The sequence below is a fragment of the Anaeromicropila herbilytica genome, assembly GCF_016591975.1.
Lineage (GTDB): Bacteria > Bacillota > Clostridia > Lachnospirales > Lachnospiraceae > Anaeromicropila > Anaeromicropila herbilytica.
On the sequence record NZ_AP024169.1, the window covers coordinates 2987925 to 2999750 of the forward strand.

The 11826-nt window shown below is 31.4% G+C and carries 9 protein-coding genes; 1 reads left to right on the forward strand and 8 read right to left on the reverse strand.

The annotated features are described in order from the left end of the window. Nucleotides 1–40 precede the first annotated feature (40 nt). The 4 genes from bsdtb5_RS12970 to bsdtb5_RS12985 form a co-directional block, all read right to left on the reverse strand. Nucleotides 41–1921 carry an APC family permease gene (locus bsdtb5_RS12970; RefSeq protein WP_271712408.1) on the reverse strand — a complete coding sequence of 627 codons (1881 nt, stop codon included), beginning with the start codon at nt 1919–1921 and terminating at the stop codon, nt 41–43. 452 nt (nt 1922–2373) lie between these two features. Next, entirely contained in the window at nt 2374–4281 is a 1908-nt protein-coding gene (gene cooS, locus bsdtb5_RS12975; RefSeq protein ID WP_330611625.1) for an anaerobic carbon-monoxide dehydrogenase catalytic subunit, read from the reverse strand. A gap of 215 nt (nt 4282–4496) precedes the next feature. Next, the gene (locus tag bsdtb5_RS12980) at nt 4497–5390 is read right to left on the reverse strand and encodes an SPL family radical SAM protein (RefSeq protein WP_271712410.1); all 894 of its coding nucleotides are present in this window, start codon (nt 5388–5390) and stop codon (nt 4497–4499) included. A 287-nt stretch (nt 5391–5677) separates the two neighbouring features. Further along, entirely contained in the window at nt 5678–6310 is a 633-nt protein-coding gene (locus bsdtb5_RS12985) for an HD-GYP domain-containing protein (RefSeq protein ID WP_271712411.1), read from the reverse strand. Nucleotides 6311–6810: 500 nt separating this feature from the next. On the opposite strand from bsdtb5_RS12985, the gene bsdtb5_RS12990 reads away from it, so the two are divergent. Beyond that, complete coding sequence (locus tag bsdtb5_RS12990) at nt 6811–7986, forward strand: ISL3 family transposase (protein WP_271712080.1); 1176 nt, start codon at nt 6811–6813, stop codon at nt 7984–7986. 186 nt (nt 7987–8172) lie between these two features. On the opposite strand, the gene fabV is transcribed toward bsdtb5_RS12990, so the two are convergent. The 4 genes from fabV to bsdtb5_RS13010 all read right to left on the reverse strand — a co-directional run bounded on the left by fabV (nt 8173) and on the right by bsdtb5_RS13010 (nt 11795). Beyond that, nucleotides 8173–9333 (reverse strand): enoyl-ACP reductase FabV, encoded by a 1161-nt coding sequence (fabV, locus tag bsdtb5_RS12995; protein ID WP_271712412.1) that lies wholly within the window; start codon nt 9331–9333, stop codon nt 8173–8175. A gap of 88 nt (nt 9334–9421) precedes the next feature. Beyond that, the gene (locus bsdtb5_RS13000) at nt 9422–10615 is read right to left on the reverse strand and encodes a MerR family transcriptional regulator (RefSeq protein ID WP_271712413.1); all 1194 of its coding nucleotides are present in this window, start codon (nt 10613–10615) and stop codon (nt 9422–9424) included. After that, nucleotides 10612–10959: an arsenate reductase family protein gene (locus tag bsdtb5_RS13005; protein WP_271712414.1), complete on the reverse strand. Its 348-nt coding sequence runs from the start codon at nt 10957–10959 to the stop codon at nt 10612–10614. The genes bsdtb5_RS13000 and bsdtb5_RS13005 overlap by 4 nt, the downstream gene beginning before the upstream one ends. Nucleotides 10960–11273: 314 nt before the next feature. Beyond that, nucleotides 11274–11795, reverse strand: coding sequence for an SLOG family protein (locus bsdtb5_RS13010; RefSeq protein WP_271712415.1), 522 nt, complete (start codon nt 11793–11795; stop codon nt 11274–11276). Between the last annotated feature and the right edge of the window lie 31 nt (nt 11796–11826).

Sequence of the window (11826 nt, forward strand, 5' to 3'; positions counted from 1 at the left end):
AGCTAACTCTTTTTAGTAGAAAATTATTATTTCTTTATCATTACTCGTCTACTTCCAAGGAACTACTATCTGTCTTTTTCTTTTGGAACTTATAATGGAACGGTAATATAATTGTTGAAACATTTTTATGTTTACTTAAATTATGTGTAATAAAATAAGTCGTTGGATTGTGCAATAAGCCATCGTACCAGTGTTCTGTAATGAATTTTGCTATAATAACAGAAATATTCTGACCATGTTCTAGCTCTGATTCTCTTTGCCATAAATAATCATCTAATGGTCTGATAATATCACGATATGGTGTTTCGATAACTTTTAACTCTACTGGGATATCAAGTTTTTTCCATTGCTCTCTAAGTGATTTTGCGTGTTCTGGATGGCGGCATACATGAACTGCCATTATGTTATCTGATATTGAATTCGCATAATTAATTGATTTTAACAATGGTTTGTTAATATCATGTACTAATAAGATACATTGAGTTGAAGTAATCTCTTCTTTATCATAGTAAGGATAAAATTGTTCTAACTTCATTTCTTGTCCTATTTTAGTGTAATACTTATTAATGCTAAACATACCAAACATTAATACAGGGAATGCAATTGCTAATAACCAAGAACCATCTGTAAATTTAGTAGTAAACTCAATAATGGCTACTACTAGTGTCACAAGTGCACCAAATCCATTAATCCAACATTTATATTGCCAACCTTTTTCCTTTGTTCTAATCCATTTTAAAAACATACCAAATTGAGCAATTGTGAAGGAAACAAAAACTCCAACCGAATATAATGGAATTAAAAGGTGTGTTTCACTCTTAAATACGATAATTAAAAGTGATGCAGCAATCCATATAAACATAATACCATTTGAAAAACTTAATTTAGTTCCTCTAGAAGAAAACTGTCTAGGTACAAAACCATCATGTGCCAAAATGTATAATAATTGTGGCAAACCATTATATGCAGTATTGGCTGCTAGAATTAAGATTAATGATGTAAATACTTGAATTACATAATACATAAAACTATGCCCAAAAACTGCATTTGAAACTTGAGACAATACTGTATGTCCAGCTACTGGTATTGCTTGAAGTTTAATTGTTAAAATTGACATACCACCGAATATTACTATGATAATAGCTCCTAATGCAATTAAGATATGTTTTGCATTACGTGCAGCTGGTTCCTTAAAACTTGGTACAGAATTACTAACTGCTTCAACACCTGACATTGCAGTACATCCTGATGCAAAGGCCTTTAGTAAAATTAATAATCCGATACCATTTACAGTTTCTTTAGGTAGTAACCCTTGACTATAATCTATTGGATGTAAATTGCCTGTAATAAATTTAAAGAATCCAACAATTATTAATAATAACATAGAAACGATAAATATGTAGGTAGGTAAACCAAATACTTTTGAAGCTTCGCGAACTCCACGTAAATTAATAAGTGTAATAATTGCTACACATATTAGTGAAACAACAACTTTATAATCATGAATTTCAGGGAAAGCAGATACTAAAGCAGCTGTAGATGATGAAATACTAACTGCAACAGTCATAATATAATCAATCATTAGAGCTGCTGCCGTTATTAATGAAGCTGTTTTACCAATATTCTCTTGCGCTACCGCATAAGCACCTCCACCATTTTGATAATGGTCAATAATCTGAGAATAGGATAAAATTAAAATTGTCAATAAAAACAATATTGGTAAAATAATCTTTGGAATATACTGAAATGATGCGAATCCAATTACAGGTACTAAAACGATCAGTACTTCTTCTATCGCATATGCTACCGAAGAAACTGCATCACTTGCCATTATTGGCAATCCCCATATCTTTGTCAATTTTTCATGACAAAGTTGACTATTCTTTATCGGCTTTCCAAGCACAATATCTTTTAAATTCATTACTTAGCCTCCACTTGAGTTATATATAATTTTGCTAGCTAATTATAGGCTCGTAATTTGCTAATGTCAATCTCCTTTTTTGCTAATTTTATTCATAAAAAAACAAAGATATTACATTTATTTATTTTTATTCTGTGAGTATATTGATGGTATTTGTCTATTTTTATTATAAATATATTCTAAATATTAGGCTTATTTGCCACAATGCATAAAGTGATTTGAATAATATATATTCTATTGACAAATTAAGTTCAATTTCTTTTATTAGATATAATTATATATAACATTATGAATTGTAATATATATAAATTTACCATTCTTTCATTCTATTTAATTACTAATAATATTTATATTGAGTATACTTCTCCTTTAGCATAATCTAACTTAGGTGTATGAGTCCTAAGAAAAAAGCTGGTCGAAGAAATATATTTCTTCGACCAGCTTATATAATTTTACTTCAATCCCATTCCTTGTCTCTTCTTCATGATATGGGCTTCAATATTATTTGCAACTTCTTTCGGATCATCGCCTAAAGCTATTTTTCCACCAGTTAAACCTTCTACATCTTCTGTTAATAATTTCACTAGTCTATCTGCTCCAGTAATAAATGGTGTAGGTGATAAATGTGTATAAGCACCATAAGCAACTGCAAATACACCATCAATTGTTGCTTTCTGTTCCATCCATTCAGGTGCAGTAACTGCGATTGGAAGATCTGGAATATCAACATTAAGGTGATTTGCTAATTCGGTAACAAGCATAGAGATTCTTCCTGTATCAGTACAAGTACCAAAGCTTAATACTGGAGGAATCTGTAGCATATTTAGAACTTCCTTTAGCCCATCTCCTGCTTGATTAATTGCATCTAGATTACATAATCCTGCAACCTCTAAAGCATGATTACCGCAACCACCAGCCACAACCAAAATATCTTTCTTAATTAGTTCTTTTACTAAATTAATGGAGTTCCAATCTTGAGGGCCATTTCTTAAAGTAGAGCAATTGGCTAAAGCTACTACTCCCTTAACCTTACCAGCAGCAATTACGTCAACCAATGGATCTAATTTATTACCCAAAGCTTTAAGCACTGCTTCTGTTGAAAAACCGGCAATCGCTTTCGTTGTAATCTTTGGAACCTTTGCTATTATATTGCCTTTTCTCTTCTTAAAGTTTTCAATTGCAAGATGAATTAATTCATCTGCCATTGCTCCAACTTTATCTGGGTTATAAGGAATGGAATGGTCCATATCGGGTACACCAATGATTGTACTGATTCCAACTAAAGCAAACTGATATTTCTTCGCATATTCATTGATAGCAGGTGGTGAACAGTTCTCCTCCATTGCAAAGACATCTACTGTACCTGTCGCTAAAAGAGGTTCAATTGTTAACCAGTTACCCATTAGACCCACAAATACATCATCCACTTCAAATCGTTGCAATAATTCTTGTCCAGTTTCGATGGAACCAACAATACGAATTCCTTTTGCACCAGCTTCTATTGCTTTCTTCTGAATCGCTTCTTGCCTTACTTTTTCTATCGTGCATGCACCCACAAATGGTTGATGTCCATTAAATACGATATTAACATACTCTGGATCCATAATTCCCAAATCCACGTCAACTTCATGTGGTGTTGGCGTTCCAAATAAAATATCTTGAGCCATCTCAAGACCAATCTGAGCAGTATATATCGTTGCTAAACCTAAGCTAAGTGCTTTTTTTGCAAGTGAGACATAATCACCATCCACATTTGTAAGACAACTTGCAACTGCATTTTGTTCTTCATGGACTACTCCGGCTGGATAGATTCCAAGGTTTTTCCATACTTCTTTTCTCTTTTTAGGCGCAAATACATCAACCATAACACTTGGTTCCTCAATATCTTTACCCATTTCTGCTTCAAGAAAATTAGCTAAATCAACTGCCATTTTATTAATATCATCATTCTGACCAATTCCAACTTTTTCACACATCCATTTTAATTTATCTACATCTTTGATCTGAAATGGAGTCTTACCTTCTCCTGTTGCTCTCAGTGTACGAAATGCTTCATAAGCATGGTGGCTGTAAGTTCCAGCTCCCATAATATTACGTAATAGTAGATTTCTCATTGCCATGGCATCTGGTCCAATACCACATACACCTTTATGCTGCTCTCCTTTTAGATTAATCCTACATGGACCTTGAGAACATAATTGACAGCTCATACCTTCTAAACAAAATTTACATCTAATCTTCTCTTGTTTCGTCCAACGGTCAAATACATTTGACATACCATCTTCACGAATTCTTTTAAGCATTTCCTCGACCGAATCATGATAACTAACTCGACCTTCCTCTAATTTTACTTCACTCAATTTTATGCCTCCTTGATAATTTTTCATTTATAGTTTTAATCTTTTTGGGATAATCTACTAGTAAATGAAAGCTATTTTAAGGATTAGTATACCTTTGAGCGAGAATTGTATTCATTTTGTAATAATAAAAATAATTTTCTATATTTTTTCGTACATATCTTATTTTTTTATATATAGTTTGGTATCCTGTATTAGGTGTACAAAAATGAATTTTATTAATCATCAAATAAGCTAAGTTGTGTCATCTGATATTTTTGTTTGTAGGAATGCTTAATATCCTCCATCTTATATAGAATTCCTCTTTTCTTGCACTCCTCTTCAAGTAGCAGGTATAATTTTTTAGCCTTAGGGCTATGACATTCATAATAATTTCCATATTTATTCGTGTACTCAGATACTAGGTTTTGTTCTGGAAATAATTCTCTTAATTTATCATAATACCATTCTCTCTGATTCTGTCTTAATGTAACGCCAAAAGCTGGATATATAAATTTAGCCCCACACTCATCTGCTTTTTCAATAATTCCACGAATATTTTCTTCATTATCTTCAAGAAAGGGTAACACTGGCATCAGTAGAATCCCAGTATAGATTCCGTGCTCTGATAATTCTTTAATTGCTTCAAATCGTTTCGAAGATACTGCAACACCTGGTTCAATTTTTTTACTTAGTTCATCATCAAGTGAAGTTATCGTTATCTTACATAACACTGGCGAATGTTCCATAATACTGGTTAAGATATCGATATCTCTTGTTATAAGCGGACTTTTTGTTGCTATTGCCACACCAAAACCAAAAGCATCTATTAATTCTAATGCATGTCTTGTAAGCTGCAATTCTTTTTCAAACGGATTATAAGGGTCACTCATAGAACCAGTACCAATTATCCCTGTTCTTATTTTACGTCTTAGTTCATCACGAATAATCAAAAGTGCATCTTTCTTCGCTCTAACTTGATCAAAATGTTCAATTCTATAGCATTCTGAACGACTGTCACAATAGATACATCCATGACAACAACCTTTATAAATATTCATATTGTAGTCAATTCCAAACCATTCTGAACTTTTTGTTTTTGTTACTATTGTCTTTGCTTGTATATATTCCATATATCTTTCTACGCCTTTCCAATTTTGTGACCCACTAAATACATAAGTCAAATTTCTAATCTATAATTTTATATGTAACCTCTTATTCTCTGAATCCTCTATTTATAAATTAATATATTATTTTTAACAATCTTATATTTAATATTATCAAAACAGAGCTAATTGTAAAGGTATTTTGATGGATAAAATTATAATAATTCTTTCAATCACGCAAAAAGACATAAAATATAAAAATCACTTAGTTTTTATATTTTATGCCTTTTTGCTTAATAATAAATTCAATTAGATCACCCAATTAAATCATTTACAAAGTTCTCCATATTAACAATATCATTCCAATGTTCTAAAACATATTGACCTATCAAAGGATCATACATCTTACCAAGATTCTCTCTTATTTCCTGATAACAGTAGTTTTCTGTAAAAGCTTTTCGATAACATCTATTATTTAACATAGCATCAATTGAATCACATATCATAACTATTCTTGCACCTAGAGAAATATCATTGCCACAGATTCCATCTGGGTAACCTTTCCCATCATATCTCTCGTGATGGTGTAATACAATATCACTAATGCTCTGAAATCTACTGGACTTTCTAAGTATTTTTGCTCCTATTCTAGGATGTTCTCTTAATTTATCCCATTCTTCTTTGTTTAGCTTGCTCTTTTTATTTAATATTGCATCTGGAATTCCTATTTTTCCAATATCATGTAAATGTGCAGCAATTCTAATCTCTTGAATATCACATTCTTCCAAATCCATAAGTATTGCAACCTTTTGTGCCATATCACTAACTCTACTTGAATGGTTGGCTGTATATGGATCTTTTGCATCCAAAGCACTTGCGATACATTCTATTACATCATGATAATCTACATATTCTTGCTTATTATACCATTCTTCCTTCGTATCCATAAAGTTATCTCCTTTTTGATAAGTGATTGCAAAACTATTTACTTCGTTGAAATATAACAATATTATCTTATATATATTTTTAGTTTTTATACATATTAGGTATGATGTTGTTAGGCTAGATTTTGAAACATGCCATTTGTCACGCAACTCTCGGTATAATGTTGTGGTCAAAAGTCCAACTCAACCATCTTTTATGGTAACACAATCGTCTATTTTTTACAATATTATCTTTTTTCTACCATATCAATTTATATAATAAAAGCAATAATTATATAAATTGTTGTTGTTAAATGAAATTCTTATGAAAAAGTAAAAACTCTAGCATTACTGTAATATTATAATTTCAGTAAATGCTAAAGTTTTGGTTCTATAATAAATGTTGGGGTGTGTTAAAAACACACTTCCAACATTTTTGTTTTTATATTAAAATACATCTATATAAAGCCTCTTCACATGCCAACCGACCAAAGCTAACATTTTAAAGGAGGTATTTTATATAGATGCAATCTAATTGTAACAAAAATCTTTTAAATTTAGAAGGTGTAAAATTAAAAAGTGTGCAACACACTTTAGATGGAATTATTATCAAGATTGAAACCAATCCCAAACCTCAAATTTGTCCTTGTTGTGGAGCTGGAACATCTAAAATACACGATTATCGTTGGCAGAAAATTAAAGACTTACCTTTTCAGTTGTCCAATGCTTATTTATTGTTAAGAAAACGAAGATATGTATGTTCTTGTGGTAAACGTTTTTACGAGAAATATAGTTTTATAGCTAAATATCAGCAACGTACAACACGACTATCCTTCAAAATTGTTGAATTGCTTCGTTCAACCAACAGTATTAAATATGTTGCTTCCCAAACTAATGTCTCAATGAATACAGTAATACGTATTCTTGATACACTCTCGTATGATAAACCACATATTCCTCAATGCATTTCAATTGATGAATTTAAAGGGAATGCTGGTGATTCCAAATATCAATGTATTCTGGTGGATGCAAAGAAAAAATGTATTCTTGATATTTTACCGGATCGTACTCAGTCCCATCTTATTGAGTATTTTAAATCTTGCAGTCGTGATGAAAGATATCGTGTTAAATTTTTTATTTCTGATATGTGGCAACCTTATATAGATCTTGCCAAAACATTCTTTCCTAATGCCACAATCATCGTAGATAAATATCACTACATTCGTCAGGTTTCCTGGGCAATTGAAAGTGTTCGTAAACGTTTACAAGCATCCATGACACCAACTCTTAGAAAGTACTATAAGCGAAGTAGAAAACTTATACTGACTCGATATTCTAAATTAAAAGATGACAACAAAAAAGCCTGTGATTTAATGCTACAATACAGTGATGATTTACGACTAGCTCACAGGTTAAAAGAATGGTTCTATGAAATATGTCAGAGTAATAGCTATACATATCAAAGAACTGAATTTTGGGAGTGGGTAAAAAGTGCTGAAAGCTCTGGATTACACGAATTTGAAGCATGTGCAAAAACATATAGACGCTGGTCTGAGTATATACTTAATGCCTTTAAGTATGGATATACAAATGGACCTACGGAAGGATTCAATAATAAAATCAAAGTACTAAAAAGAAGTTCTTATGGTGTACGTAATTTCGAAAGATTTCGTACACGTATCATTCACAGTTCTATGTAAAAAAATGGTCGGTTTTCAAGAGGCTTATTTGTCATGCAAAAAAACATCTATTATAGAACCTAGTCATAAAAATAGCTCTATTGTCAGTGTTAGTGCGGGTGCAACGCACCTCACACCCCAACACTTGACAAAGAGCCAAAGTTTTTTATTGTAATTAATTTAAATGTATTTAACTAATCTATAATATTAAATCTCAACATCTTGTGTGTAGTCTATCTGATCAAATCCAAAACCAAACATACGATAAAAGTCATCCCAATATCCCTTAATATCTGCTAATTCAAGAATATTATCTGAATTAATTCTATCCCAGATTTCAAAAACTTCTTTTTGTATATCTTCCTTTAACTCATAATCGTCTAATCGAATTAAATTGTGCTCATCAACTTGGGCTATTCCGTTAGCTAATTTTTCGTGAAAAAGGCGTCCAATTTGTTCGATGCAACCTTCATGTATTCCTTTTTCCTTCATTACCTTATATAGAATAGCAAAATAAAGTGGGACAATAGGAATAGCGCTACTAGCTTGTGTTACTAACGCCTTATTAACTGATACATATGCTTTTATCCCTTTATTTGCAAAGGTCTGATTTAATCGTTCTGCCGATTCATGTAAATGCTTCTTAGCCATACCAATCGTACCATTGTAATAAATCGGATATGTTAATTTCGGACCAATATAAGAATATGCGATTGTAACTGCACCCTGTTCTAATACATCCGCATCGGACAAAGCTTTTATCCAATCCATCCAATCTTCACCGCCCATTACTTTTACAGTGGCATTCACTTCATCCTCTGTTGCTGGAATAACAGTTGCTTCTGATATTGTGTTATCTCTAAGATTCCAAGATTTATTTGTATAATTATCTTCAGTCGTTTTCAAAACAGATTGATATACTGTACCATCTTCCATCGTTCTTCTAGGAGCAGCTAAACTATAAATAACCATATCAACTTTTCCTAGATCCTCTTTCACACGCGTAATTACTTGTTCTTTTACGTCTCTTGAAAAAGCATCTCCATTAATTGACGTTGCATACAAACCATCTTTAATCGCGTACTCTTCAAATGCTTGCGTATTATACCAACCTGGAGTTGCTGTTCTTTTCTCGGTAGCTTCCTTTTCATACATAACTCCAATGGTAGAAGCTCCACTCCCGTAAGCAGCAGCAATACGTGATGCTAATCCATACCCTGTAGAAGCTCCAATGATAAGTACTTTTTTAGGTCCATTTATAATTCCTTGCTTTTTAATATATTCAATTTGTAATTTTACATTTTCCTTACAACCTAAGGGATGTGCTGTTGTGCAGATAAATCCCCTTACTTTTGGTTCAACTATCATAAGATCCTCCTAAATCTACTTTTCATTCAAATTGCTTTGATTGTCAAAGTATATTCTAGCATATGAAATATGAAATATCAATCCTTAGTTATTTTGTTATTTTACATATAAATACTCCAGCATCTTTTGTTATCTTTAGATAACCTTTTTTCATAATCTTTTCATGTAAGAATTCTTTAAAATCCTGATAGCACTGCACAATGTATTCCTTTTGATTTCCATGACAAGACAAGACATAATCAATTAATAATTGCTCCTCATCTAATATTAGCGAATCCTCATACTTCGTAGTAGTAACCTGAGTAAAATATTTGTTTAATTTAGTATCTCCATTTTCTAATCCGAAAATTTCATACAGATCAACTTCTGATAGATTTATTCTAGGGTCAAATTCCTTAGTAAACTCAGTAACTTCTTTCATATGATTTCTTCCATAAGTACTACAAATAAAGATACCATTTGGCTTCATTACTCTTTTTATCTCACTTAAAGCCTTATCTAAATCTTTAAGATAAAATAATACATGATTTGCGATAATAATATCAAATTCACCATCTTCAAAAGGCATCTCATGGCAATCCATTGCCTGAAATGAAATATTAGAATTTATATGGTCTAGACTTTCTCTAGCTGCATTTACCATGCCCTCTGAAATATCTGTTAATTTAATATCTACATCTTTGGGAATTAGATTCTCATTTACCCTCCACATTTCGCCATCTCCACAACCAATCTCTAATACTTTCTGGTGTGGCTTTAACTCTAACTTAGAGAAAATCCAAGGATACCAACCAATCTTATTTGTTGAATACTGGCTATGCAACTTGATACGAATTTTTAAATTTGAAGCACTTTTATATTGTTCTATAATACTTTTCTCCATATTCATTACTTGAATTAAATGAATCATATGCTCCCAATCAATATTTTCTTTATCTTGAACGTATTTTGAAGTTTCAATTATGGATTGCTCTACTAATTGTAAATGTTCTATTTTCTGTCTGACTAAATCTAATTGCATCTCGAACGATTTCGTAATGTAATTATAATCATTATCATTAATTGTTAAATCAATGATTTCTTCAAGTGAAAATCCTAGATATTTTAACGTTTGTATTTTTTGTAATTTTGCAAAGTCGGCATCCGTATAAAAACGGTAACCCACTTCATTAATATAAGTTGGTTTTAATATTCCTTCTTTATCATAATATCGAATTGTTCTTATTGATACCTTTGCTCTTTTTGCAAATTCCCCTGTCGAATAATAACTATTAGTTTTCATAACTTATCCCATGTCTTCCATATTTCAGGCTTATATCCAACCGTAGCTATTTTACCATTTCGAACAATTGGAGTGCATATTAGTTTCTGATTTTCCAATAACTTCTCCTCCCTATCCTCTTCGGCTAAATATTTTATTAAAGCTACTAAATTTTGATCTTTTGCATTTTCGTCAAATAATTCTTGCCACCCACCTACGGATTGCTTGATACTATTGTATTCTCCTTTGCTCATTCCCTTTTGAGTTAAATCAATTAATTGATACTTAACGCCTCTCTCCTTAAAATAACGCTCTGCTTTTTTTGTGTCAAAACATTTTGGTTTTCCAAATATCTGTATATTCATAACATTTCTCCTAATAACAATAATATCTTTGTTGCTACATTAATCAATACATAAATCCCACATTACTAAAATTTATTTTACTATAAAGGTAAATAAGGTGTCAAATTCCAAACCATACTTTTCTAAATCCAAAGTAACTTTTAAATCAAGAATGGTGCGATTTCTTCTGAAATCGCACCATTCTATTGCACATAAATCATCAATATTATTAACTACATTATTCGTTCTATCCTACTTTTATTTTGCTATGACTATATTCCTATTGCGAATCAAGTTTATCTCTTTTATAATATCAATGAAATATAATAAATCTGTTAACGAACTAATACAATAGCTTTTCCCGTTTTTGGATTGAGATAGACATACTTTTTATCAGCATTTGTCATAGACACATATCTTTTAATTTTATTCAGATAACTTTTTTCACAAATGAAGAATACGATATCACTTCTGTCAATCATGTATTGTATGCTGCGTTCTCTTGCAATTGGGCTTTTTTGTCGAGACACCAATACTTCATTATCACAATGTTCTATTATGCTATAATATTTATCTCGAACATATTCTGGATAGTATTCAGATTGTGTTTCATAAGGTATTGCACATCTTAATTTTAAGAAAGAGTACTTCTTTTTCATATTAAGAACGCTTTTTGCTGCATGAATTGTTAAACCAATATCCATATTGCATATAAATTCACTTACATTATTATTCGAAACTAAACAGTCAATTACTTTTTCAATCTTACTAATTAATTCCTTTGTTCCTTGTGTTTCCATGTAAACCATAACCTCATTTAATGATTCTTGACCTATAAAACAACATCTTCGTTTCATAATATAGCTCCCCTCTCTCATTAACTTTGCT

Excerpts from the sequence above, each read along its gene's own strand:
- bsdtb5_RS12970 (WP_271712408.1), bottom strand. The coding sequence starts at position 1,921 with ATGAATTTAAAAGATATTGTGCTTGGAAAGCCGATAAAGAATAGTCAA.
- bsdtb5_RS12980 (WP_271712410.1), bottom strand. The coding sequence starts at position 5,390 with ATGGAATATATACAAGCAAAGACAATAGTAACAAAAACAAAAAGTTCA.
- bsdtb5_RS13000 (WP_271712413.1), bottom strand. The coding sequence starts at position 10,615 with ATGAAAACTAATAGTTATTATTCGACAGGGGAATTTGCAAAAAGAGCA.
- bsdtb5_RS13010 (WP_271712415.1), bottom strand. The coding sequence starts at position 11,795 with ATGAAACGAAGATGTTGTTTTATAGGTCAAGAATCATTAAATGAGGTT.
- fabV (WP_271712412.1), bottom strand. The coding sequence starts at position 9,333 with ATGATAGTTGAACCAAAAGTAAGGGGATTTATCTGCACAACAGCACAT.
- bsdtb5_RS13005 (WP_271712414.1), bottom strand. The coding sequence starts at position 10,959 with ATGAATATACAGATATTTGGAAAACCAAAATGTTTTGACACAAAAAAA.
- bsdtb5_RS12985 (WP_271712411.1), bottom strand. The coding sequence starts at position 6,310 with ATGGATACGAAGGAAGAATGGTATAATAAGCAAGAATATGTAGATTAT.
- bsdtb5_RS12990 (WP_271712080.1), top strand. The coding sequence starts at position 6,811 with ATGCAATCTAATTGTAACAAAAATCTTTTAAATTTAGAAGGTGTAAAA.